Origin of the sequence: Brachybacterium avium (genome assembly GCF_002216795.1) — a bacterium.
In the GTDB taxonomy this organism is placed as follows: Bacteria; Actinomycetota; Actinomycetes; order Actinomycetales; family Dermabacteraceae; genus Brachybacterium; species Brachybacterium avium.
Genome location: NZ_CP022316.1, coordinates 1,542,442 through 1,566,869 on the forward strand (window position 1 = coordinate 1,542,442; position 24,428 = coordinate 1,566,869).

The 24,428-nt window shown below is 70.2% G+C and carries 19 protein-coding genes; 14 read left to right on the top strand and 5 right to left on the bottom strand.

Going from position 1 to position 24,428, the window contains the following annotated elements:
- Positions 1 to 7 precede the first annotated feature (7 nt).
- Entirely contained in the window at positions 8 to 1,147 is a 1,140-nt protein-coding gene (locus CFK39_RS06990) for a GntR family transcriptional regulator (RefSeq protein WP_089064863.1), read from the bottom strand.
- Positions 1,148 to 1,399: 252 nt separating this feature from the next.
- On the opposite strand from CFK39_RS06990, the gene CFK39_RS06995 reads away from it, so the two are divergent.
- From CFK39_RS06995 to CFK39_RS07015, 5 genes are read left to right on the top strand one after another with little or no spacing between them, the layout of a single operon-like run.
- On the top strand, positions 1,400 to 2,707 hold the full coding sequence (locus tag CFK39_RS06995; RefSeq protein ID WP_245822962.1) for an ABC transporter substrate-binding protein: 1,308 nt from the start codon (positions 1,400 to 1,402) through the stop codon (positions 2,705 to 2,707).
- 1 nt (position 2,708) lies between these two features.
- Positions 2,709 to 3,647 carry a carbohydrate ABC transporter permease gene (locus tag CFK39_RS07000; RefSeq protein WP_089064864.1) on the top strand — a complete coding sequence of 313 codons (939 nt, stop codon included), beginning with the start codon at positions 2,709 to 2,711 and terminating at the stop codon, positions 3,645 to 3,647.
- A gap of 17 nt (positions 3,648 to 3,664) precedes the next feature.
- The gene (locus CFK39_RS07005) at positions 3,665 to 4,600 is read left to right on the top strand and encodes a carbohydrate ABC transporter permease (protein ID WP_245822963.1); all 936 of its coding nucleotides are present in this window, start codon (positions 3,665 to 3,667) and stop codon (positions 4,598 to 4,600) included.
- Positions 4,597 to 5,961: a sulfatase family protein gene (locus tag CFK39_RS07010; RefSeq protein WP_089064865.1), complete on the top strand. Its 1,365-nt coding sequence runs from the start codon at positions 4,597 to 4,599 to the stop codon at positions 5,959 to 5,961. The genes CFK39_RS07005 and CFK39_RS07010 overlap by 4 nt, the downstream gene beginning before the upstream one ends.
- 3 nt (positions 5,962 to 5,964) lie before the next feature.
- Entirely contained in the window at positions 5,965 to 7,281 is a 1,317-nt protein-coding gene (locus CFK39_RS07015; RefSeq protein ID WP_089064866.1) for a sulfatase family protein, read from the top strand.
- Positions 7,282 to 7,287: 6 nt separating this feature from the next.
- Here the strand turns inward: CFK39_RS07015 and CFK39_RS07020 are convergent, their stop codons facing one another.
- Entirely contained in the window at positions 7,288 to 8,775 is a 1,488-nt protein-coding gene (locus tag CFK39_RS07020; RefSeq protein WP_089064867.1) for a sulfatase family protein, read from the bottom strand.
- 191 nt (positions 8,776 to 8,966) lie between these two features.
- Between CFK39_RS07020 and CFK39_RS07025 the strand changes: the two genes are divergently transcribed.
- The 5 genes from CFK39_RS07025 (at position 8,967) to CFK39_RS16200 (ending at position 14,157) form a co-directional block, all read left to right on the top strand.
- Positions 8,967 to 9,749, top strand: a complete 783-nt coding sequence (locus CFK39_RS07025; RefSeq protein WP_089064868.1) for a sugar phosphate isomerase/epimerase family protein — start codon at positions 8,967 to 8,969, stop codon at positions 9,747 to 9,749.
- Entirely contained in the window at positions 9,746 to 10,738 is a 993-nt protein-coding gene (locus tag CFK39_RS07030; protein WP_089064869.1) for a hydroxyacid dehydrogenase, read from the top strand. The genes CFK39_RS07025 and CFK39_RS07030 overlap by 4 nt, the downstream gene beginning before the upstream one ends.
- A gap of 120 nt (positions 10,739 to 10,858) precedes the next feature.
- Positions 10,859 to 11,953, top strand: coding sequence for a LacI family DNA-binding transcriptional regulator (locus tag CFK39_RS07035; protein WP_089064870.1), 1,095 nt, complete (start codon positions 10,859 to 10,861; stop codon positions 11,951 to 11,953).
- 344 nt (positions 11,954 to 12,297) lie between these two features.
- Entirely contained in the window at positions 12,298 to 13,521 is a 1,224-nt protein-coding gene (locus CFK39_RS07040) for an IS110 family RNA-guided transposase (protein ID WP_089064871.1), read from the top strand.
- Positions 13,522 to 13,698: 177 nt separating this feature from the next.
- Positions 13,699 to 14,157, top strand: coding sequence for a hypothetical protein (locus CFK39_RS16200; RefSeq protein ID WP_157697096.1), 459 nt, complete (start codon positions 13,699 to 13,701; stop codon positions 14,155 to 14,157).
- A gap of 395 nt (positions 14,158 to 14,552) precedes the next feature.
- On the opposite strand, the gene CFK39_RS07045 is transcribed toward CFK39_RS16200, so the two are convergent.
- From CFK39_RS07045 to CFK39_RS07055, 3 genes are read right to left on the bottom strand one after another with little or no spacing between them, the layout of a single operon-like run.
- On the bottom strand, positions 14,553 to 15,437 hold the full coding sequence (locus tag CFK39_RS07045; protein WP_089064872.1) for a sugar phosphate isomerase/epimerase family protein: 885 nt from the start codon (positions 15,435 to 15,437) through the stop codon (positions 14,553 to 14,555).
- Positions 15,434 to 16,726 (bottom strand): DUF993 family protein, encoded by a 1,293-nt coding sequence (locus CFK39_RS07050; RefSeq protein WP_089064873.1) that lies wholly within the window; start codon positions 16,724 to 16,726, stop codon positions 15,434 to 15,436. The genes CFK39_RS07045 and CFK39_RS07050 overlap by 4 nt, the downstream gene beginning before the upstream one ends.
- Before the next feature lie 2 nt (positions 16,727 to 16,728).
- Positions 16,729 to 17,892 carry a Gfo/Idh/MocA family protein gene (locus CFK39_RS07055; protein WP_089064874.1) on the bottom strand — a complete coding sequence of 388 codons (1,164 nt, stop codon included), beginning with the start codon at positions 17,890 to 17,892 and terminating at the stop codon, positions 16,729 to 16,731.
- 267 nt (positions 17,893 to 18,159) lie between these two features.
- Here CFK39_RS07055 and CFK39_RS07060 point away from each other — a divergent pair, with 267 nt between their 5' ends.
- The 4 genes from CFK39_RS07060 (at position 18,160) to CFK39_RS07075 (ending at position 24,409) form a co-directional block, all read left to right on the top strand.
- Complete coding sequence (locus CFK39_RS07060; protein ID WP_089064875.1) at positions 18,160 to 20,457, top strand: glycosyl hydrolase family 95 catalytic domain-containing protein; 2,298 nt, start codon at positions 18,160 to 18,162, stop codon at positions 20,455 to 20,457.
- Entirely contained in the window at positions 20,454 to 21,440 is a 987-nt protein-coding gene (locus tag CFK39_RS07065; protein ID WP_089064876.1) for a hydroxyacid dehydrogenase, read from the top strand. Before CFK39_RS07060 ends, CFK39_RS07065 begins: the two co-directional genes overlap by 4 nt.
- A 64-nt stretch (positions 21,441 to 21,504) precedes the next feature.
- The gene (locus CFK39_RS07070) at positions 21,505 to 22,689 is read left to right on the top strand and encodes a mandelate racemase/muconate lactonizing enzyme family protein (RefSeq protein WP_089064877.1); all 1,185 of its coding nucleotides are present in this window, start codon (positions 21,505 to 21,507) and stop codon (positions 22,687 to 22,689) included.
- Positions 22,690 to 22,807: 118 nt separating this feature from the next.
- Positions 22,808 to 24,409, top strand: coding sequence for a hypothetical protein (locus CFK39_RS07075; RefSeq protein ID WP_245822964.1), 1,602 nt, complete (start codon positions 22,808 to 22,810; stop codon positions 24,407 to 24,409).
- Positions 24,410 to 24,428: the final 19 nt, after the last annotated feature.

Sequence of the window (24,428 nt, forward strand, 5' to 3'; positions counted from 1 at the left end):
CCGGATCTCAGGCCCCGGCGGGCCCGCCGATGCTCGAGGCGCCGCAGGACTCGCGGATGACGAGATGAGGGCGCAGCCTGACCTGGAGCACCGGTGAGCTGGGACCGTTCTCGATCCGGCGCAGCATCACCTCCGCCGCCGTCGAGCCGAGGTGGTACTTCGCCGGGGACATCGCGGTCAGCGGCACCTCGGCCAGCTCGGTGAGCTCATCGTCGTACGAGACCAGGGCGAGGTCGCGGGGGACGACGATGCCCCGGCGCGAGGCCGCACCCTCCAGGAGCGCCGCCTCCCGGTCCCCGAACACCAGCGCGGCGGTGCAGCCGTGCTCGAGCAGCTCGGCGAGAGCACGGTCGGCACGTTCGGCGTTCCACGCCCCCATCTCGTCCGCGATCACGACCTCCTGGAGGCCATCGACTTCGCAGGCGGTACGGTATCCGGCACGTATGCCGGGAGCCGTGTACGGAACGCGGCGAAGCACCAGGCCGATGCGCTCGTGCCCGAGACCGAGAAGGTGCTGCATGGCGTCGAACCCACCTCCCGCATGATCGGAGACCACGTGCTCCGACGGGTCTGCGGCGCCGAGCTCGGGCAGTGAGCGCTCCAACAGCACGACGGGGATCTTGAGATTCTGCAGCGCCTCGATCCTCCGCAGGTTCTCCTGCGCCCGCCCGGCACTGAAGGTCGGCACCACGATGATCCCCCGCACCCCATCGGCAAGGATCGACTGCAGCGCTTCCCTCTCCTGCTCGACCTTGTAGTTGCTGGTCGCGAGGGTGAGGGAGACACGTCGGGCGGCGAGCGTGGTCTCCAGCCCCTGGAGCACCTTCGCGTAGTACAGCGCGGTCTCGGGGATCAGAATCCCGACCCGCCCCTGCCTAGTCTCGCGCTGCGGCCTGCGGTCGCTGACGAAGGTGCCCGCTCCCCGCCGCCGGGTCACCAGCCCCTCGTCCACGAGCGACTCATAGGCGCGTCGCACGGTCGTGAGGGAGAACCCCGATTCCTGGATCAGCTCGTTCTCCGTGGGCAGCTTCGTCCCCGGGGTCCAGGCACCGGAGCGGATCCGACTGCGCAGCTGCGAGGCGAGCTCCTCGAACTTCAGGCTGCGGCGCCCGCTGCGGCTCCACACCGATTCCGTCGGGGTCTCCATCGCCGCATCGCCTCCAGGTGAGTCACCATTACTGTCCTAGCACTATCTTCGCGGAAGATTACCAGGTGACCCACCATCCGCCCGACGGGCCGACGTCACCGCAGGCCAAACGGACAATGAGAGCGCCGTCACCCCCATATTTCGTCGCCTCGAGGTAGGGCGTCCGGGATAAAGGTCCCGAGCACTCATTGATTACTACCTTGTCCCGCTGGTCCGATAGTTGCACTTACTCTGAAAGGCCAGGTGAGTCGCGTGCTGCATTCTGCAACTCCGACACGACGTCAACTCTTCGCACTGGGCGCCGGCGGTGCCGCCGCGGTTTCCCTCGCCGCCTGTGGCGGCTCCTCCTCCGGCTCGGGCTCCGGTGATTCGATCACGTACTGGTCGAACTGGAAGGAGGGAGAATCCCAGCAGGCCGTCATGAAGGAGGCCGTCGCTGCCTTCGAGGAGGAGAGCGGCATCACGGTCAACGTGGAATGGCAGGGCCGCCAGGTCACGCAGAAGATCGTCCCGGCGCTGAACACACCGCAGGTCCCGGACATCATCGACGGCGCCTTCGCCAAGCTCGCTCCGGTCCTCGCCGCGACCGGGCAGGTCCTTCCGCTCGATGACCTGTTCGCCTCCGAGGTGGAGGGTGAGGCGATCACGGACATCATCCCCGAGAAGTTCCGCAACGAGTCGACGATGATCGACGGCAGCCCGTGGCTGCTGCCGACCTTCCTCACCTCCGAGGCGATCTGGTACGACGCGGGAGAGCACCCCGAGATCAGCGAGGCTCCGCCGGCGGACTGGGAGGAGTTCATCGCCCTGCTCGACGACCTGAAGAGCCAGGGCAAGACCCCCCTCGCCGCGGACGGCGACGTCGGTGGCTACAACGTCCTCTGGTTCCAGTCGCTCTACCTGCGCCTGACCGGTGTCGGCGGCCTGAACGAGCTGGTCTCCGACAAGAGCGGGGCTCTCTGGGACGGCGATGCAGCGCTCGAGGCGGCCCGCTGCGTGGAGCAGATCGTCCAGGGCGGCTATCTCATCCCCGGCTATGACGCCTCCAAGTGGCCTGCCCAGCAGCAGGCCTGGGCCACGAACGACGCCGCCCTGCTGCTGAACGGCTCGTGGATCCCGACGGAGACCGCCCCGTACGCCACCAAGGACTTCGAGTACGCTTCCTTCCCGATGCCCTCACCGGACCCGTCGGGGGAGACGATCATGCGGGCGGAGCCCACCGGCTTCGTCATCCCGTTGCAGGCGAAGAACCCCGAGGCCGCAGCCGAGTTCGCGAAGTTCCTGCTGCGTATGGACTTCCAGGAGAAGATCGCCTCCGAGGCCGGTCAGATCCCGATCCGAGAGGGCATCGAGACCATCCCCGAGCTGGCAGACATCTCTGCCGCGATCGACGCGGCGGACAGCACCTACCTGGCCGCGGACGGCATCACCCACTCGGGATATATGGAGACGGTGATGCAGCCGATCAACGACGAGCTGTTCCTCGGCAAGATCAGCGCCGAGGAGTTCATCTCGTCGGCGAAGGAAGCACAGATCTCCTACTGGGAAGCGCAGCTCTGAGATGACGGCCCAGACCGCTCAGCGCCCCGTGCGCCACTCCAAGGGAGTCAGCCTCATCGAGGCCCAGAAGCGGAAGCTCTTCCTCCCCCTGGTCGGCCCCGCCTTCCTGTTCTACACGCTGCTGGTGGTGGTCCCCACGGCCGCCGCCCTCTGGATCAGCTTCCATCGCTGGCCCGGAGCCGGGCCGATGGAGTTCGTCGGGCTGCGCAACTATCCCCGGGTGGCCAAGGACCCGCTGTTCCAGCAGGCGTTCCTCAACACCATGCTGATCCTGGTGGTCGTGGGCGTGACGATCTTCATCCTCGCCTTCGCGATGAGCCTGGTGCTGCGCAACATGTGGGGCAAGGGCACCGTCCGCGCGGTGATCTTCTTCCCCCACCTGGTCAATGCGCTCGTCTTCGGCGCGTTGGCAGGGTTCATCTTCAACCCGGGCGGCCTGGTGAACACACTGCTGCGTCCGTTCGGGGTCACCGAGCCCCCGGCCTGGTTGGCCCAGGACAACATCTTCGTGCTCATCATGGTCACGCTGGTGCTGACGCACACCGGGTACTTCACCACGATCCTGATGGCGGGCGTGGACCGGATCCCGCCGGACTACTTCGAAGTGGCATCGCTGGCCGGATGCAATGCGATCCAGCGCCTGCGGTACGTGATCATCCCGCTGACCTGGGAGGTGTTCGCGACCTGTGCGGTGCTGTGGACGATCAGCTCGGTGAAGATCTTCGAGCTCATCTGGGTCTTCGGCGGGTCCAGCGGTGTCGGCATCCCGCCCACCTCCAGCTGGACCGCCGCCGTGTACACCTACGTCACGGCGTTCTCCGGGCAGTCAGTCCCGGCCTACGGGGCGGCCACCGCCTCCGCGATCATCTCGCTGGTCGCGGTGTCGATCATCGTCCTGCTCATGCGGCGGGTCATGCGTCGCGACGCCATCCAGTACTGAACGACAAGGACAACGACGTGACTTCTCCGATCCCCGCCCTGGCCGCTGCCGAACCGGGCACCGTCCTGCAGAGCCCGCGCCCGCCCCGCCGACGCCGCAGTCGCGGCAGCCCCGCCTCCCGCGCGGAGCGCAACCCGCTGCGCATGGTCCTGGTGGGCGTGCTGTGGCTGGCCGTCGCGCTCGGGATCGCGCTGCTCTTCTGGATCATCGTGCAGTCCCTCCGGGACACCCGCGAGATCCTCGCCGAACCCTTCGGGATGCCGACCTCGCTCGAGTTCGAGAACTGGTCGCGCGCCTGGACCGTCGGCGACTTCGGTCGAGCCGCCTGGAACAGCGCCTGGGTGACCCTGGTGAGCTCCGGGCTCACGGTCGTCGTCGCCGCCCCGGCGGCGTACTATCTCGGCCGGGTCGACACTCCCGTGACCCGATTCCTCAGCAACTACTTCGTGCTCGGGCTCGGCATCCCTGCGCAGGTCATCATGATCCCGCTGTTCGTGATGCTCTCCCGCCTGTACCTCACCAACAGCCTGATCGGGCTAAACCTGGTGTACATCGGGATCTCGATGCCGTTCACGGTGTTCCTGCTGATCTCCTTCTTCCGCACCCTGCCGGTGGAGCTCGAAGAGGCGGCCGCGATCGACGGCACCTCGCCGCTGGGCACGATGATGCGCATCATCATGCCGCTGGCCAAGGGCGGCATCATGACCGCGTTCATCCTGCAGGTGATCTCGCACTGGAACGAGACGCTGATGGCGATGACGCTGCTCAGCTCGACGGACAAGTACACGCTGCCGGTCGCGCTGATCGGCTTCGTGCAGCAGCAGACCTATTCCGGGGCGGACTGGGGCGGTCTCTTCGCCGGCATCTGCATCGTGGTGCTGCCGATGCTGATCATGTTCCTGTTCGTCAGCCGCCGCCTCACCGAGGGGCTCACGGTCGGGATGGGCAAATGACGAACCTGGTGCTGCTGATCGCGGACCAGTTCCGGGCGCAGTGCGTGGAGCCGGACGGCGATCCCGTGCCGACGCCGCACCTCGATGCGCTCGCCTCCCGCGGGGTGCGGTGCGAGTCGGCGCTGAGCTCCTATCCGGTGTGCAGCCCGCACCGCGCGATGCTCATCTCCGGGCAGACCCCGCAGGAGAACGGCGTGCACCTCAACGTCAACTCCGCCACTGCCGCTTCCGGCGTCGGCCTGCGCTCGGACGCCGAGAGCTGGGCCGCGGTGATGGCCGCGCACGGCATGGCCACCGGATGGATCGGCAAGTGGCATCTCGAGCCGCCCACCGCGGAGGACGAGATCTGGGGCGAGGGCCGACGGGACGACGGCAAGGTGTGGGATGCGTTCTCCCCGCCGGAGCGTCGCTTCGGCTTCTCCAGCTGGTACTCCTACGGCTGCTGCGACGACCATCTGCGCCCGCACTACTGGGCGACCGACAGCGGCCGCGAGGACCGGATCGACGTGGAGCAGTGGTCCGCAGAGCACGAGACGGACCGGGCGATCGAGTTCCTCGACGAGCACGGAGAGGGACCCTTCGCGCTCGCGGTCTCCTGGAACCCGCCCCACCCCCCGTTCGAGCAGCTCCCCCACGGCATCCACGAGCAGTTCGCGGGCCGCGGCGAGGAGCTCCTGGTGCGCCCGAACGTCACCGAGGAGATCCGCGCCGAGGCCGCACAGGTCGCACCGCAGTACTTCACCGCAGTCCACGAGATCGATCAGCAGGTGGGGCGGATCGTCGAGGCGCTCTCGCAGCGGGGCCTCACTGAGAACACCCTGGTCGTGTTCACCTCCGACCACGGCACCCAGCTGGGCAGCCACGGCCGGCTCGACAAGAACGTGCCGTTCGAGGAGTCCATGCGCATCCCGCTGATCATCGGCGGACCCTCGCACCTCGCCCCGGGCCGGTGCTCGGCGCTGATCGGCTCCCTCGATATGGCCCCGACCCTGCTGGGCCTGGTGGGCCTGGCGGAGTCGATCCCCGCCCGGATGGTGGGCGAGGACCTCAGCCCGGAGATCCTCTCCCACGCCGCGGCTGATCCGGGCTCCGTGGTCCCGTTCTTCCATGACGAGGCCGCACCGGACGGGCTGCAGCAGCGCGGTCTGCGCACGCCCACCCATCTGTGGGTGCTCTCGGCGCGGCGCGGCGAGGTGTGGTCCACCTGCCACGACCTCGTCGCCGACCCGTTCCAGCTGCATCCGCTCAAGGATCCCGCGCTGGATCGCGCGCTGACCGCCCGGGCTCGTGAGCTCTTCTCACGGCTGGAGATGCCGTGGCCGGTGCTGGACAACTATTCCCCGTCCCCCGTGGAGGTCTGAGACGTGGCCAAGAACCTGCTGTTCCTGATGGCCGACCAGCTCGGGGCGCATGCGCTGGACGGCGAGTCCCAGGAGTTCCTCGCCGCCCCGCACCTGGCCCGGCTGCGCGAGGAGGGCGCCGCCTTCACCCGCGCCTACACCCCGTTCCCGCTGTGCGTCCCGGGTCGCAGCTCCCTGATCTCGGGCAGGGCCCCGCACGAGATAGGCATCGACCGCAACCGTCCGTCGGAGGAGGTCGTCGAGGAGTTCCGTGCCGGCCCGACGCTGCCGCGGACATTGCAGGAGCACGGCTTCCGCACCGAGTGGGGCGGGAAATGGCATGCCCCGCGGGTCGAGGTCTCCGAGGCCGACGGCTTCGCGCTGACCCGCCCGTTCGGTGACGCGGGGCTCGCGGACTGGGCCGCGGAGCGGCTGGACGAGTTGAGCGCCGCCGAGCAGCCCTTCGCCCTCTTCGTCTCCTTCGACGACCCGCACACGATCTGCGAGTACGCCCGCGGCCAGCCGATGCCGTACGGCGATGTCGAGCCGGCGCCCATCGCGAAGACGCCCCCGCTGCCGCTGAACCATGGGCCGCTTCCCTACGAGCCCGAGGCGCTCGCGCATGAGCGGGCGGTGGGACAGAACGTCCACGGCACCGGCACCTGGGGCCCGGACGAGTGGCGGCAGTACCGCTGGACCTATGCACGCCTGGTGGAACGGGTGGATCACCAGATCGGGACCGTGCTCGCGGCGCTCGAGCGCTCCGGAGCGGCGGAGGACACCCTGGTGGTCTTCACCTCCGACCACGGGGACGGGGACGGCGCCCACCAGTGGTCGCAGAAGAGCGCGCTGTACGAGGAGTGCATCCGGGTGCCGCTGCTGCTGCGGGCCCCGGGCAAGCCGGCCGGCCGCACCGTCTCCACGCCGGTCACCACCGCCGAGCTGGTGCCGACCCTGTGCGCCGAGCTCGGCATCGCCCCGCCGCCGGGGGTGCGGCCCGGGAACCTGCTCGAGGACGCCCCTGCCGAAGACGTGGTCGTGGAGACCCGGATCGACCATCCCGCCTCGACGACGGTGGGTCGCTCCCTGCTGCACGGGGACTGGAAGTACACGGTCTACTCGTGGGGGCGGAACCGGGAGCAGCTGCACCACCTGGGCGAGGACCCGCTGGAGATGCGGAACCTGGCGGTTCAGAGCCGCCACGGCGAGATGCTCGCCGCCCTGCGGAGCCGCCTGCTCGAGCGCTGCCTGCGCGACGGGGACCCCTTCGCCCGGCGCATCCCGCTGCCGCCGGACCTGCCGGCGGAGATCCGCGAGCAGATCTTCACCCCGCCCTACTGAGCCGCCTCAGCCGACGGGAGCGGTCTGCCCGTTGCCGTCGACCGTGGAGTCCCAGCCGCTCAGCGCCGGGGTGCTGCGCCGCGCGAACCAGTCCTCCAGCGCGCCGCTGAGCTCGTCGAGGACGGCGGCATGCGCCGGATCCGCCGAGAGGTCGCGCTCCTCACCGGGGTCCTCCTGCAGGTCGTAGAGCTCCGTCGGCCCCTCGCGCCGCAGGACGAGCTTCCATCGCTCGGTGCGCAGCATCCGGTTCGCGCCGTACTCGTCGTGGATCACGACGGCGTCCTCCGGCGCGTCGGCCGCCCCCGCGGCCTCCGGCGACTCCTCCGGGGTCGCCGGTGCACCGCCGAGCAGCCGGGGCGCCAGCGAGCGGCCGGCCCGCAGGGGATCCTCGAGCGGCGTCGCCCCGGTGAGCTCGGCGATCGTCTCGAAGAGGTCGACGGCAGAGGCGGGGCGCTCGTCCACCGCTGCGGCGGCGATCCGCTCGGGCCAGCGCACGATGAACGGGACGGTGATCGACGGCTCCCAGAAGTTCAGCGGGAAGGTCCCGTTGCCCTTGCCCCAGATGCCGTGGTGGCCGCAGGAGAAGCCGTTGTCCGCGGTGAAGACCACGATCGTGTCCTCGAGCAGCCCGCGGCGCTCGAGGTCCTCCAGCAGGGCGGAGATGCTGCGATCCACGCCGCTGATCGCCGCGCAGTAGCCGGCCAGGCCGCTGTGCCGATCGGCCACGGACCGCGCGAAGGCCTCGGCCTTGAACCACGGGTGGAGCTCGGGATCGGGCACGGAGGGGAAGTCGGTGTCGTCGTAGAGGGCCAGGAGGTCCTCCGGATGGTTCCCGTCGAACCAGGGATCGTGCGGCGCGGTCCAATTGACCTGGAGGAAGAACGGGCTGTCCGCATCGTCGGCGCCCACGCGGTCCAGGAAGTCGAGGCTCTGGCGCGTGATCGCGTCGGTCAGGTACTCCGGTTCCGTCGTCGGCTCCGCCGGAACCGCGGGTCGGCCGCTGACCTCGTCGTGCGCCCAGGTCGGCGCTCCGTAGTAGGGGCCGCCGCCGAGCTGATGGGCCCACCAGTAGTCGAAGCCCGGTGCGGGGGTGTCGGAGGAGCCGATATGCCATTTGCCGACCATCCCGCAGCGATACCCGTCCCGCGAGAGCATCTGGGCGATCGAGTCCGCGCCGACGGCCCGCTCGAGGAAGTCGGGGTCGAAGGGCCGCTCCGGCGTGCCCGTGCGGGCCAGCGCCTCGGGACGGATCCAGTCGTGCACCCCGTGGGCGGAGGGCATCCGCCCGGTGGTGAGGCTGGCCCGCGCCGGGGAGCAGACCGGGGAGGCGCAGAAGAAGCGCTCCAGGGTGGTCCCCTCCCGCTGCAGGCGGTCGAGGGTCGGGGTGTGCAGCTCGGGCATCTTCGAGCCGAGCGCCCAGGCTCCCTGATCGTCCGTGACCAGCAGCAGCACATTGGGTCGGCGCTGTGCGGGGGTCGGGCTCGGCGTGGACACGATGGCCTCCTGGGTGCTGCGGCGGGTGTGAGCTTGCGCGCTGAGGGGTCTCTTCGCCGAACTATGCCGGCGCGGCTCGGGCACGGACCCGTCGGCAGGCGGATCGAAGGCCCGCACGCGTACGGGTTCTCACGATACCCTGTGGTAAACGCTTGCCCTCCATGCGGCGTCCCCCGTTCCCAGGAGTTGCCATGATCCGTCCCGGGCTCTGTTCCGTGACCTTCCGTGAGCTCGACGTCGCGCGCATCGTCGAGCTCTCCGCCGACGCCGGCCTGGCCTGCGTGGAATGGGCGGGCGACGCCCATGTCCCGCCGGGCGACGTCGCCGCCGCCGAGCACGCGCGCACCCTCACCGAAGGTGCGGGTCTCGCCGTCGCCTCCTACGGCTCCTACCTCCGCTTCGAGGGCTCCGACGAGGAGTTCGCCGCGCAGGCGGCGGGCGTGCTGACCGCAGCCCGGGCGCTCGGCGCACCACGGATCCGGGTCTGGGCCGGGCGCACCGGCTCGGCCGAGGCCTCCGCCGCCGAGCGGGCACAGATCATCGCGCGGATCCGCCGGTTCGCCGACGACACCGCCGCGCACGGCATCGACCTCGGCCTGGAGTTCCACGGCCGCACGCTCACCGACGAGATCACCTCGACCCTGCGCCTGCTCCAGGAGATCGATCACGACCGCGTGCTCAGCTACTGGCAACCGCACCAGGGCATGTCGGATGGCGACGCGCTGGAGACCCTGCGGCAGGTGCTGCCCCGCACCTCGACGATCCATGTCTTCTCGTGGTGGCCGATGCACGAGCGCCTCCCGCTCGCCGAACGGGCGCCGCTGTGGCGCGAGGCCTTCGGGATCCTCGCCGCTGAGGGCTCGGATCGCGACGCGCTGCTCGAGTTCGTCCCGCAGGACGACCCCGGAATGCTCGCGCGCGAGGCGGAATCCCTGCGCGAGCTGATCGCCGCCGGCGAGGAGAGCGCACTATGAGGGCGCTGCTCGCGATGCCCCCGAGCCTGCCCGGCCGCATGTTCGACGATACCCAGCTCGCCCGGCTGGCCGCGATCGCCGACATCGACACCAGCCGCACCCTCCCCGACCTCACCTCCGCGCAGAACGAGTCACTCGCCGATATAGAGGTGCTCCTGACCGGCTGGGGCTCCCCGCGCGTCGATGCTGCGACGCTCGCGCGGATGCCGCGCCTGCGGGCGATCGTCCACACCGCCGGGACCGTGCGCTTCGTGGTCTCCGAAGCGGTGTGGGACCGCGGCGACATCGTGGTGACCTCCGCGACCGAGGCGAACGCGGTGCCGGTCGCCGAGTTCACCCTCGCCCACATCCTGCTGGCCGGCAAGCGCTCCCTCGCCCAGGAGACGGCCTATCGCCACGACCACCAGGTGGTGCCGGCTGCCGGCGCCGGGGCGGAGATCGGCAACTACGGCAACGTGGTGGGCCTCATCGGCGCGTCCCGGATCGGCACCCTGGTGGCGGAGCACCTGCAGCGCTTCGACGTGGAGGTGCTGGTCACCGACCCCTTCCTCGGGGCGGAAGAGGTCGCGGCCCTCGGCGCGACGAAGGTGGAGCCCGAGGAGCTCTACGCCCGCAGCGACGTGGTGAGCCTGCACGCACCCGACGTCCCCTCGACGCAGGGACTGGTCAGCCGCGAGCTGCTCGCGCTGATGCGCGACGGGACCACGTTCCTCAACACCGCCCGACCCGCCCTCGTCGACATCGATGCGCTGCGCGAGGAGCTGGTCTCCGGGCGCCTCAGCGCCGTGCTCGACGTGCACGACGATCTCGCCGCCGACGACCCCCTGTGGAACGTGCCCACGGTGTCGATCACCCCGCACATCGCCGGCTCCCAGGGCAATGAGCTGCGCCGCATGGGCGAGCAGGCCCTGGAGGAGGTGCGACGCCTCGCCGCCGGGGAGCCGCCGCTCCACCCCGTCGACCCCTCCCGCCGCGAGCTGGAGGCCTGAGGACAATGCGACGCCCAGCGACCTCGGGGATCTTCCGTGCGGCCTCCTCGCTATGCTGACCGGGCCGTGGGCATCGCCGCCCCGATCCGGCAGACCCGCCACCGCTCAGGAGGAACGCTGATGCCCGCCGTCCGACTCAGTGACGTCGCCAAGGACGCCGGGGTCTCCCTGGCCACCGCCTCGCGCGTGCTCAACGGCTCCTCCCGGGTGCCCGGGAAGGCGGTCGCCGAGAAGGTGAAGGCCTCCGCGGCGAAGCTCGGCTACGTCCCGAACGCCCAGGCCCAGGCCCTGGCCCGCTCCCGTTCGGGCCTGATCGGCCTGGTGGTCCACGACATCGCCGACCCCTACTTCGCGACCATCGCCCGCGAGATCCAGCAGCAGGTGTTCGCCTCGCAGTCGCAGGTGCTGCTCACGCAGACCGATCGCGAGATCGACACCGAGATCCGGGCGCTGCGCTCCCTGATCGCCCAGCAGGTCGACGCCCTGGTGCTGGTGGGCTCGCACCGCTACGGCAACGACTCCGACGCCGCCCTGCGCACCCTGCTCGAGGGTTTCGCCCGTCACGGCGGTCGCGTGGTGGGCGTGGGCCAGTCGCTCGGCGTGGGTCGCACGATCGTGCCGGACAACGCAGCGGCCGCCCATGAGCTCGCCACGGCCCTGATCGTGGAGGGCCACCGCCGCTTCGCCGTGGTCCAGGGCATCGCCGGGATCCCCTCGGCCGCGGATCGCACCGGCGGCTACATCGCCGCCCTGACCGAGGCGGGCATCGAGCCCGAGCTCAGCGTGGAGGCGGACCTGACCCGTGCCGGCGGCTACCGGCTGGCCACCCGGATCCAGGAGCACCTCGCCGGTGCTCCGGCCGCCGAGGACCTCCCGCTGTGCGTGTTCGCCCCCGCAGACGTCATGGCGCTCGGCGCTCTCGGCGAGCTGCGCCGCCACGGGATCGAGGTCCCCGGGCAAGTCGCAGTCGCCGGCTTCGGCGGGGTGCCCGACGCGGCCGATGCGAACCCGATCCTCACCACGATCGCGCTGCCGCTGCAGGACATGGCCCGCCAGGCCGTGGAATGGGTGCTCGAGCAGCCCCCGAAGGGCGAGGGCGTCCCGGTCGACGGCTCCTCGAGCGCCGAGGAGCTCGCCGAGGCCGGTCCGTCGGAGATCCATGTGCGCGGGGACGTGCTGCTGCGCGGCTCCACGGCGCTGGGCGACGTCGGCTGACGCGCGGCCCCGGCAGGCTTCCGAGCTGGGAGCGGCTCACCGCCCGTCGATGTGCCGCACCGTCACGGTCGTGACCGCGCTGCCTTTGCCCACCCGGCTCAGCCGACACACCGCCCCGTTACCTTGTGAGCACCCCCGATCGCCGGGGGTCTGGTCGCTCGGCCGGGTATGGCTTTGTTGCCCTGCCTTCAATGGTCCGGGGGTGTTGCCGCCCGGTCGAGAGACACGCGTTGACCGCTGATAGGGACACGGCCCAGCACTGCTGAGGTCTCTTGGTAACGTGGGTGCCGGCACCGGGTGTCAAGACTGCGACCAGCAATGATGCTCCAAGGAAGGACAGCATCATGGACACACGATTCGCGGTCGTCATCGGCCTGGATGTTGGAAAGACCGCCCACCACGCCTGCGCACTCGACCCCTCCGGGAACAAGCTGTTCGACGAGCCCCTCCCGCAGGATGAGACCAAGCTCCGCGAGCTGTTCACCCAGCTGCAGAACCACGGCGAAGTACTGATGGTCGTCGACCAACCCAACACCATCGGAGCGCTACCGATCGCGGTCGCCAGAGACTCGGGCTGCTCCGTCGCCTACCTCCCAGGCCTGGCGATGAGGAAGGACGCAGACCTCTATCCGGGCAGGTCAAAGACAGATGCACGAGACGCGTTCATCATCGCCGACACCGCCCGCACCATGCCGCACACGCTGCGGCAGGTCGACCGCGACAACGATGTCCTCTCGACGCTCAAGGTCCTCGCCGGCTTCGACGAGGACCTCGCCCACGAGACCACCAGGGCACTGAACCGGATCCGATCCCTGCTCACGCAGATCCATCCCGCGCTCGAGCGCGTCTTTCTCGGCGGCAGCCTGGCCACCGGGCTCGTCCTGGACCTACTGGAGAAGTTCGGCGGCCCCACCGGGCTTAAGACTGCAGGCCGAGCCAAGGTTCTTCGATTCGCCCGCGCCCATTCACGCCGGGACCCAGAAACGCTGATCGATCAGATCTTCAAGGCGCTGGGCGAGCAGACCGTGGTCGTCCCCGCGACCGCGGCGGTGGAGCTGGTGATCCCCAGAGTCGCTGGTCAGGTCAAGGAGCTCAAGGAGCAGCGAGCGACCGTGGCGAGGGAGGTCGAGGCCATGCTGGAGGACTTCCCTCTCGCCGGGGTCTTGATGAGCATGCCGGGGATCGGCATCAAGACCGCCGCCCAGATCCTCATGGCCGTGGGCGACGGAACGGGATTCGAGACCCCCGGCCACCTCGCCGCCTATGCCGGGATCGCACCGGTCACGCGAAGATCCGGGACCTCGATCCGTGGAGAGTTCCCGGCTCGCTCGGGCAACAAGCGGTTGAAGAACGCACTGTTCTACTCTGCCTGGGTCGCCTCGAACCACGACCCGGTCTCCAAGGCCTACTACGATCGCAAACGCGCCGAGGGCAAGCGCCACAACGCCGCCGTGATCTGCCTGGCCCGCCGCCGCTGCAACGTCATCTTCGCGATGCTCCGCGACGGCACCTACTACCAGCGACCCACCACCGCCCCTACCACCGAGCCGGCCGCCCTCGCGGCTTGACTCGAAACATAGGGATACCCCCAACCTACGCATACCAGCGCAGACGCAAACGGCCACCGCACCTTCTTGACGAGAACGCCCCTAAGACTGTTATCGTGGCTTAACCACACTGCCATCGATGATGAAGGCCGAGTAATGGGACGCCGATTCCGGAGATTTTTTACTACCCTTGTCGCAGTGGCGGCTTTCGCCAGCATGTCAAATGTGGCACAAGCCGAAACTGCGCCACTCGCTCCCATCACAGTGACCAGCGAGGCTGGAATCACTGCGGAGCAACTTGCCCCGCCCGGTTCAACGAAGAAAGATATCGAGCGAGCCATCGCTCAGCATGAGGCATCCACCCCCACTCCGATGGCAACTGGGCGGTACTACTCCTTCTGCGAAGAGGGTAACAGTGGGCTCATGCCATGGACGAACAACTCTCCTAAATACTGCTATGGCTGGTACTACGAGTATTTGGATGGCAAGCGCATTTCGAAAGTTAACATGATCAAATTGAAGGCGTACGACGCCTCCCTCACCCCGGGGACGGAAGTCGACCTCAAGGTGTGGTGCGACAACAACGGCTTCTACTGCGGCATCGCATTCTCATTGGTCCCATACGTGGGCAAGTATCTCAAGAAGTTGCTGATCTAAGTGGCTCATGAAATTCGAGAGCTAGCGGGCTACCTCGCACTCTCACTGCTCCTTGTCGGATCCGCCGAACTCGCCGTTGCGACACTCGGTGTCCCACGCCTGTGGGCACTGATCGTGACCTTCACGCTTGGGTACGCGATAGTCGCAGTCATGAAGTGGCGCTTACGCGCTGAAAAGGCCTCTCCTGCGGACGCTGCTCGGCCAGAATCCCCGAGCACGAACGATGCGGGCTCAGAGGCGGGTGCACACGACGCCCGACCCTGATGACATACTGCGCCGTCGTTGGCGCCGGTCCCGCGCATCGTCGAGCACTCGGGACAGTGAGGCGGGCAGCGACCTGTCGGCCAGCAGGCCCCACTGTTCGCTGGGGTGATGCGCTCCGAATGCGACCTCCTTCAGGCGTGCGGCAGCACCAGCTGCTCGAAGCGCTCGGCGATGATCCGCGCGGCCTCGTCGGCCGGGGTGGCCCACACGTCCTCGTTGAAGATCTCGACCTCGATGTCGCCGGTGTATCCGGCGTCCTTGACCATGCGGGTGATCGAGGGGAAGTCGATGAAGCCGTCGCCCATGTAGCCGCGGGAGTGCAGAGGCTCCGCCGCGAGCGGGAGGTTCCAGTCGCACACCTGGTAGCTCAGCAGGCGGTCCGTCGCCGCGGCGCGCTGGATGGCGCGCTCGAGGTACGGGTCCCACCACACGTGGTAGGTGTCCACGACGACGCCGGCCGCGGGGCTGCCCGAGGCCTCGGCGATGTCGAGGGCCTGGTCGAGGGTGGAGACCACGGCGCGGTCCGCGGCGAACATCGGGTGCAGCGGTTCGATGGACAGCGTCACCCCGCGCTCCTCGGCGTAGGGAGCGAGCGTCGCGACGCCCTCGGTGACCCGGGAGCGGGCGCCGATGAGGTCCTTGTCCGCCCGGTCCACGCCGCCGACGACGAGCACCAGGGTGGGGGCGCCGAGCGCTGCGGTCTCGTCGATCGCGCGGCGGTTGTCCTCCAGCGCCGCAGCGCGGTCGGCCTCGGCCGAGGCGGTGAGGAACCCTCCGCGACACAGCGAGCTCACCCGCAGTCCGGCGTCGTCGACCCGGCGGCGCAGGGCGTCCAGGCCCACCTCGGCGACGTCCTGGCGCCACAGCCCCACGGCGTCGATGCCCTGCGCCGTGGTGGCCTCGAGGAACTCCTGGAGCGGCGTGGTGCGGAACGTCCAGCGGTTCAGCGACAGGCGCTGCGTGCCGGTCCCGAGACGCTCCGAGGGCGCGGCGGTGCGGGAATGTGAGGTCGTCATGCGGCATCTCCTGCCCCGGCGGTCCGTGCCGCCGCATCGAGGTCGTATCCGGCCAGGGCCAGCATCGCGTGCCAGCGCTCGGCGGCCAGCGCCGGTTGTTCGAGGTTGCCGGTGGTGGCGGCGAGCTCGATGGTGCGCGAGAGGTGGGGAAGGCTGCGGGCGCTGTGCATGCCGCCCACCATGGCGAACGCCTGCTGGTGGCCGTTCAGCCAGGCCAGGAACGCCACCCCGGTCTTGTAATGGAAGGTGGGGGCGGAGAAGATGTGCCGTCCCAGCTCCTCGGAGGCATCGAGGATCCGGGTGGCCTCGGCCGGGTCCCCGGCGTCGAGCGCCTGCACTGCGGCGGAGGCCGCTGGCGCGGTGGCGGCGAAGGCCCCGAGCAGGGCGTCGGAGTACTCCCCGACCACCTGCTCTCCCCCGGCCTCGGTGGTGCAGGTGCCGTCACCCACGATGAGGTGGGAGAAGTGGAAGTCGTCGCCGGTGAGCATGCGGACCCCTTCGGGGAGCCGCTCGCGCACGGCGACCTCCGCCGCGTCGTCCAGCAGGCTCATCTTCACGCCGCGGATCTTCGAGGGGTCCGCCTCGATGATCCGGAGCAGGGTGTCCGCCCCGACAGCGGGATCGTCCGATCCGAAATAGCCTCCCAGCTGCGGGTCGAAGACGGTGCCCAGCCAGTGCAGGACCACCGGCCCGCTCGCGGCGTCGAGCACCCGGCGGTAGACCTCCTCGTACTCGGCGGCCGTGGTCGCCGTGCGGGCGAGGTGGCGGCTGGCCATCAGCACCGCACCGGCGCCGGTGGCCTCGGTGGCCTCCAGCTGCTCGATGTAGGCCTCGGCGATCTCGTCCAGGCTCAGCGAGTGCTCGCTGCGCTGGTCGGTGTTCACCCCGGCGACCATCAGGTCGCTCACCGTCGCGTCGGCCGGGAACACGGCGGCGATCTCCGGGTCGGCGAGCGCCTCGCGGGCGGCGTCGGCCGAGCGGGTGATCAGCTCCCGGGTGGCGGCGGGATCCAGGCCCATGTTGCGCTGGGCGGTGTCCATCGCGTCGGCCACCCCGAGCCCGCGGGACCACATGGTGCGGCGGAAGGCGAGGGTGGCGTCCCAGTCGATGTCGGCCGGGGCGCCGGGGGTGTTGTCCCCCTGCACCTGCGGCACCACGTGCACCGCCGCGTAGACGACGCGGGAGCGCAGAGGCGCGGTGGGGCGGGCGAAGGCGGGGGCCTGGGCGAGCGGGAGGGTGCGCAGGGAGCCGTCCTCGTCCAGCAGGGTCAGCTGCAGAGCGTCCGCCATGCTCACACCTCCGTCAGCGGGTCGAGGGCGATGCGGCGGCCCTCGGCGGAGCTGGTCAGGCCGGCCTCGGCCAGGCGCACGCCGCGCGCGCCGGAGAGGAAGTCGAAGGGGTATTCCCTGCCTTCGATGTAGTGGCGCAGGAAGTCCTCCCACTGCACCTTGAAGCCGTTGTCGAAGCCGTCGGGCCCGGCGTTGTCGGGCACCTCGATCCAGTCCTCGTAGTAGTTGTGCGAGTCCTTGACGTCGGGGTTCCACACCGGCTTCGGGGTGGCCTCGCGCGGCTGGACGCGGGCGCCGTGCAGGCCCACGACGGCGCTGCCCTTGGTGCCGTCGACCTGGAACTCGACCAGCTCGTCGCGGTGGACGCGGACGTCCCAGCTGGAGTTCATCTGCACCACGGTGCCGCCCTCGAGGCGGAAGACGCCGTAGGCCGCGTCATCCGCGGTCGCGGTGTACTCCTGGCCCTTCTCGTCCCAGCGCTGCCCGATGTGGGTGGCGGTCTGGGCGTAGACGTCCTCGATCCGGCCGAACAGCTCCTCGATGACGTAGTTCCAGTGCGGGAACATGTCGGCGACGATGCCGCCGCCGTCCTCGGAGCGGTAGTTCCAGGAGGGACGCTGAGCGGTCTGCCAATCGCCCTCGTAGACCCAGTAGCCGAACTCGCCGCGCACCGAGAGGATCTCGCCGAAGAAGCCGGAGTCGATCAGGCGGCGCAGCTTGAGCAGCCCGGGCAGGTAGAGCTTGTCGTGCACGACGCCGTTGACGGTGCCGTGCTGCTTCGCCAGCTTCGCGAGCTCGAGCGCGTCCTCGAAGGTCTCGGCGGTGGGCTTCTCGGTGTAGATGGCCTTGCCGGCGGCGATGGCCTTCTTGAGGTTCGCGACGCGCAGGTTGGTCACCAGGGCGTCGAAGTAGACCTCGTAGTCGTCGTCGGCGAGGGCCTCGTCGACGTCGGTGGTCCAGTTCGTCAGCCCGTGGCGCGCGGCGACCGCGGCGAGCTTCTCCTCGTTGCGGCCCACCAGCAGCAGATCCGGCACCAGACGATCGCCGTCGGCGAGCTCGACGCCGCCCTGCTCCTGGATCGCGAGCAGCGAGCGCACCAGGTGCTGGCGGTAGCCCATGCGGCCGGTGGCCCCGTTGACGATGATCCCGATCCTGCGTTCTGCCATGTCTGTCTCCTGCGCTTCCTGTGATGCCCGAATGCCGGGCGGCCGACGGGCGGTCCGGGCGCCTGGTGGCGACCGCTGCCGCCCTCAGGACGGCAACCGCTTTCCATGCCTCCAGTCAAACATGTTCCCGCACAGTGGGCAAGCGCTTGTCGATGTGATCGCGCCCTCGACACCGCCCCGGAGCACACATAGGATGATTTTTGACACAAAGCGGCGAACCTGCCCGTGACCACAGGACTCCCTACTCGACTCCCCGGAGGACATCGCATGTCACCGAGCACCACCCTTTCGCGCAGCTGCCCGGCCGAGCGCTGGCTCGAGGCGCTGCCCCTCGGCAATGGTCGGATCGGTGTGATGGCGTGGGGCGATCCGCACCGGGCCCGCTTCAGCCTGAACGACTCCACCCTGTGGTCCGGATCCCCGCAGTCCACCCAGCGGTGGCGCACCTCCGCCGAGGAGGCGACCCGCCTCCGGGAGCGGACGCGCGAGCTGTTCCTGGCCGGAGAGATCACCGCCGCGCAGGACCTGCTCGAGCAGCTCGGCACCGCCTGGTCGCAGGCGTACCAGCCGGTCGGGGAGCTCGTCGTGACCCGCGAGGGCCCCGGCTCCTCCGTCCCACCCGCACCGGACGGCGACTACGAGCGCCTCCTCGACCTCGCCCAGGCCGAGCATGTGGTGCGCGCACCCGGCGGTGAGCACCTCACCCTGGTGAGCGCAGCCGACGAGGTGCTCGTCCATTCCGCCCCCTGCCCGCCCGGCACCCGGGTAGGGCTCGAGCTGACCTCGCCGCTGGTCGAGGAGCAGCGCAGCGAGGACGAGCAGGGGCTGAGCGTGGTGCTGCGCGCACCGTCCGACGCACCACCCCCACGGCATCACGCCAGGGGGGAGCTCGCCTGGGACGAAGAGGGAGCCAGCCGGGTCGCCGTCGTGGTGCGCACCCGCGTCGAGGGCGAGCGCCTCCTCCTCGCCTGCGCGATCGTCACCACCTGGCAGGGACTGGGGAAGCAGCCGGACCGGCCCGTCGCCGAGGCCCTCGCCGAGGCGACCGAACAGGCGGAGGGCGCACTCGCCCGCGGCGAGCAGGAGCTGCGCCGCCGGCACCGGGAGACCCCGCTGCCCGGAGCGGACGCCGTCGGCCTCGAGCTGAGGGGCTCCGCGGAGGCGGAGCTGCTGTCCACGATGTTCGCCTACGGTCGGTACCTGCTCGCCGCCTCCTCGCGGGCCGGCCTGCCGCCCGCGAACCTGCAGGGCATCTGGAACGAGAAGGTGCTCGCCCCCTGGGGCTCGAACTACACGGTCAACATCAACCTGGAGATGAACCACTGGGCCGCTGGGGTCGCCCACCTGCCGGGCGCCGCCGCGGCCCTCGAGGGCTTCGTCGGGATGCTGCGGGAATCGGGCCGGGAGACGGCCCGCCGGCTCTACGGCGCCGACGGCTGGACCATGCACCACAACTCCGACCCCTGGGGGTACACCGATCCGGTGCGCGGGCTGCCGAAGTTCGCGACCTGGCCGATGGGCGGTCTGTGGCTGGAGCGGGAGCTCGATTCGATCGCCGCGTTCAGCGGCGAGGAGCCCACCGAGATCGCCGCCCGTCGGCTGCCCGCGCTGCGCGAGGTCGCGGCCTTCGCACTGGATCTCCTGCACGAGGGCCCGGGCGGCACCCTGGTCAGCTTCCCCTCGACCTCGCCCGAGAACGAGTGGATCACCGCCGAGGGCGAGACGGTCGCCCTCAGCGAGAGCACCGGGATGGATCGCTGGCTGCTGCGGGAGGTGTTCGAATCCCTGATCGCGAAGGCGGAGCTGCTGGGCCGCGGCGACGATGCGATGGTGCGTCGGGCAGCCGATGCTCTGGAGAGGATCCCCGGCCCGCGGATCGGGGCGGACGGCCGCCTGCTGGAGTGGCACCTCGACGGGGTGGGCGAGATCGAGCCGACCCATCGGCACGTCTCCCACCTGGGGGTCGAATACCCCGGCGGGCAGCACCTGCCCCCGGAGGTGTCCGCTGCGGTGGTCACCTCGATGGAGGCCCGCGGCGATGAGGCCACGGGCTGGTCGATCGCCTGGAAGACCTCCCTGTGGGCGCGCCTGCACCGCCCGGACAAGGTCCAGGATCTGCTGGAGCTCTTCCTGCGCCCCGCAGAGACCGCGGACGGCGAGCGCAGCGGGCTGTACCCGAACCTCTTCTCCGCCCATCCCCCGTTCCAGATCGACGGGAACATCGGCATCGTCGCCGCGATCGCTGAATGCCTCGTCCAGAGCCATCGCGGCGAGATCGAGCTGCTCCCGGCCCCTGCCCCGATCCTGGCCGACGGGACCGTGCACGGCCTGCGGGCCCGCCCCGGGATCGAGCTGGATCTGAGCTGGCATGACGGCAGGCCCACCGCCGTGCGCCTGCGAGCCGTCGGCCCGGGGGCGGTGGGGACCCACCGGGTGCGGTGCGGGGAGCATCAGCTCCTGGTCGAGCTGCCTGATGAGCACCCGGTGGAGCTCGACGCCTCCGCTCTCGGCGGGAACCCGCCCGGACCGGCACACCGCAGCAACCTCCAGGGGGTCCAGGGATGAGGCGTCTGCTGATGGCGATGACCCCCGAGCGGGCGCTGGACGTCTGCCACCCCGCGACCCGGGCGCTGATCGAGGAGGAGTTCGCGACGACCTGGGCCTCGGCCGGTCTCGACGAGAGCGAGCTCCGGACCCTGCTCCCGGGCCAGGACATCGTCGTGACCAGCTGGGGCACGCCGCGCTTGCCCACTGATCTGCTCGGGACGGACCGGGGCGGGCCGAGCATCATCGCCCACGCCGCAGGGACCATCAAGAACCTGGTCCCGCCGGAGAGCCTCGAGGACGTCACCGTGTTCTCGGCCGCTCCCAGGATCGCGACCTCCGTGGGCGAGTACTGCCTCTCAGCCGTTCTCACCCTGACGCGGCACCTGATCGAATCCAATGACGACGTGGTCCACGGGCGGTGGAAGTCAGATCGGCCCAGCGGCGGCGAGCTCACCGGCCGACGCGTCGGCATCGTCGGCGCCTCCTCGACGGCGCGAGAGTTCATCCGCCTGCTGGCGCCCTTCCGCACCGAGATCACCGTCCACGACCCGTTCCTCTCCCCCGCGCGAGCCGAGCAGCTCGGGGTGCGCCTGGCATCGCTCGAGGAGGTGATGGACAACGAGATCGTCTCCGTGCACGTCCCGGCGACGCCCGCGACCGAAGGGATGATCACCGCCGAGCTGATCGCGGCGATCCCGGACGGCGCCATCGTCCTGAACTCCTCCCGCGCCGCCGCGGTGGACACCACCGCGCTGCTGGAGGCCGCGGTCTCCGGACGGCTCCTGGTCGGGCTGGACGTGTACGACGTGGAGCCGCCGCAGCTGGCGGAGTCCCTCGCCCAGGTCCCCGGGCTGCTGCTGACCCCTCATATCGCCGGGGACACGTCGGACGGCCACCGCGCCCTGACCGGATATGTCCTGGCCGATGTCAGCGACTACCTCGCCTCCGGGCGCCGCGGGCCGTCCTGGGTGGACCCGACCGCGCTCTCGATCCTGGCGTGAGAGCGATGACCAGCCCAGAGCGCGCAGCGCCGGGACGAGCACTGCAGAAACGAGCACCGCAGAGATGAGCACGACAGATCCGAGCATCGCAGCGACGACGGGGCGCGGAGCGCTCATCGAGTCCGTCCAGGCGTTCCACGTCCCGGTCCCCTTCCGGCGGGACTTCGTGCTGGGATCCGGCCGGGTGGGCGGTGCCGGGGCCCACGGCGATGTCATCTTCGTACGGATCGAGACCACCGACGGGACGGTCGGCTGGGGCGAGCAGCGTGCGCTGCCCAGCTGGAGCTACGAGACCGCTCGCACGATCATGGACGTGATCCACCACGATCTGGCCCCCCTGCTGCACGGGCTGACCCCCTTCGACGTCGAGCTGTTCCATCGCCGTGCGGCGAAGGCGCTGAGCCCGTCGGTCTCCCAGGGCTTCCCCTTTGCCCGCGCCGCGCTCGACGTCGCCCTCCACGACGCGGCCGGGCATCTCGCAGGCCTCCCCGTCCATCAGCTGCTGGGCGGCCGGATCACCGAGAGCATCCCGCTGTGCAGTGCGATCGGCGTGGGACCGACGGAGGTGGTCGCCGAGCACGCCCGGGACAGCAGCGAGTACCACGCCTTCAAGGTGAAGGTCTCGGGCGATCTCGAGGCCGATCACGCCTCGATCCTGGCCGTTGTGGACGAGGTGGGCGGCAAGCCGATCTGGCTGGACGCCAATCAGTCCTACCGGCCCTCCCAGCTGCTGCGCCTGGCCCGCACCCTCGAGGACATCCCGTCCGTCCAGTGCATCGAGCAGCCGGTCCCGTCCACGGACTGGGCCGGGATGCGGCGGCTGCGGCGGGATCTCACACTGCCCCTCGCCATCGACGAGGGCAGCTTCACCGCCACCGACCTCGCCCGCTCGGCGCAGCTCGAGGCCGCCGACATGGTCGTGATCAAGGTCTGCAAGTCCGGGGGGCTGCGCGCGGCGCAGCGCACCGCGGCGGTCGCCCAGGCGCATGGGATCGAGATCCTGGCCAGCGGGCTGACGGACTGCGGCATCGGCTTCGCCGCTGCGCTGCACCTGTTCAGCGCGATGGATCTGGCGCTGCCCGCCGAGCTCAACGGCCCGGAGCTGCTCGCCGAGCTCTACGTGGAGGGCCTGGAGATCACCGGTGCCGTCGCGACCGTGCCCCGGGGTCCCGGTCTCGGGGTGAGGGTCGACGAGGAGCGGATCCGGGGGACCGCACTGGCCACCGCATCGGCGCGAGTGACGGACTAGGCACCGGGGACGGGATCTCCTCAGTGGCGTGCCCGAGTCCGACGGGATCCGTCCCCCGCATGTCCAGCGATGGCCGTGTCGGTTCGACCGATCCGCTCCGGCAGAGGAGTCTGGGTCCGTGACCACGCATCAGGACATCGCCGGGACCCCGGTCCCCCACGCTCGACACCGCATCGCGGCCGCACCGGATGCCGCCGGCGGTGAACACCCCTCCCGGCGCGGCGGCAGCTCCGGGATCCTGCGGAAGATCGCCGCCGTGTCCGCGGCGACCGCCCTGGTCGCGACCCTCGGCGCCTGCCTCACCCAGGAGGACGAGCTCCGCGTGGACCTGGTGGCCACGGCCCCCACCTCGACGGTGCTGGGCGATCAAGACGCCTCACAGACCGCCCTCGCGCTCAGCGCCAGCCTGTTCGCCGCCGCCGACGGGGCGGTGATCGCCACCGAGGACACCGTCGATGGCCTCGCCCCCGTGGCCGCCGATGCCGGCCTCCCCCTGCTGCTCGGCACCGACCGGGCGGTCGCCGACGAGCTCGGTCGCCTCGGCACGAGCACCGTGGTGACCGCCGAGGGCACCGACGTCTCGCCGCTCGGCGAGGATCTCACGGTGATGAAGATCGACCCCGATGCCGAGGACTCCGCCGACGAGCTGCCCGAGATCACGGCGGACGAGCACGTCCCCGCCATCACCCTGTTCGTCGACCCGGCGCAGGAGGGGCCGGCACAGACCATCGCCCGCGCAGAGATCGGCGCCGCCGGCGGCACCGTCGTCGAGGTGCCCGGGGGCGATCCGGGGCTCAGCAGCGCCAGCGTCGAGGCGACCAGGACCGCCGCCGGGGACGATCCGTCGACCGGGGTCCTCGCCCTCGGAGACACCTTCGGTGCGGCCGAGGACTGGGCCTCCTCCCTGCAGCGCACCGTCACCGTCCCCGAGCTGCCCGGTGGCGGGCAGACGCTGTTCCCCGGGCGGCGCATGATCGCCGCCTACGGCTCCCCCGGCATCCCCTCGCTCGGCATCCTCGGCGAGCAGGATCTCGAGGACTCGATCACGCGGGCGCAGGGCCTTGCCGACGAGTATGCGGGCCTCACCGAGGAGCCGGTGGTGCCGGCCTTCGAGATCATCACGACCATCGCCAGCAGCGAGCCGGGATCCGACGGGGACTACTCCACCGAGCGTGACCCCGAGATGCTGCGCGAGTGGGTCGATGCGGCCGGTGAGGCAGGGGTCTACGTCGTGCTGGATCTGCAGCCCGGGACCACCGACTTCCTCACCCAGGCGAAGCTCTACGAGGACCTCCTCAAGGAACCGCATGTGGGCCTGGCGCTCGATGCCGAGTGGCGGCTGAAGCCCGGCCAGAAGCACCTCGCGCAGATCGGATCGGTCACGGCTGCGGAGGTCAATGAGACGGCGCAGTGGCTCGCGGACCTCACCGCGGACAACGACCTGCCGCCGAAGGTGCTCATCCTCCACCAGTTCAGCCTCTCGATGATCACCGATCGGCAGGATCTGGACACCTCCCACCCGGAGCTCGCGATCACGGTGCACGCCGACGGCCACGGCACGCCCGAGGACAAGCTGGGGACCTGGAACGCCCTGCAGCGAGGTCTGCCGGAGGGGGTGTTCATGGCCTGGAAGAACTTCTACGACGAGGACACTCCGACCTTCGACCCGGAGCAGACCTACGAGGTCGAGCCGAGGCCCTGGTTCGTGTCCTACCAGTGACGGGCACGTACGGTGGTGC